This is a genomic window from Pseudomonas sp. AC463 (genome assembly GCF_979253585.1).
On the sequence record NZ_CEEDDZ010001175.1, the window covers coordinates 1 to 235 of the forward strand.

Annotated in this window: 1 protein-coding gene; it reads left to right on the plus strand. The window is 67.2% G+C overall.

All coding sequences use genetic code 11. The features are described 5' to 3' along the window. Positions 1–235, plus strand: a 235-nt coding sequence (locus tag AC0IYH_RS34025) for a radical SAM protein (protein ID WP_471838890.1), incomplete at both ends; no start/stop codon positions are given.

Sequence of the window (235 nt, forward strand, 5' to 3'; positions counted from 1 at the left end):
GGTCAAGGGCGTGAAGGCCATGGGCCTGGAAACCGGCAGGACCCTCGGCCGCCTCGCCCAGGACCAGACCGAAGCCCTGGCCCAGGCCGGCCTCGACTACTACACCCACAACCTCGACACCTCGCCGGAGTTCTACGCCAGCATCATCACCACCCGCACCTATAGCGAGCGCCTGCACACCCTGGCCTACGTGCGGGATTCGGGGATGAAGATCTGCTCCGGCGGCATCCTCGGC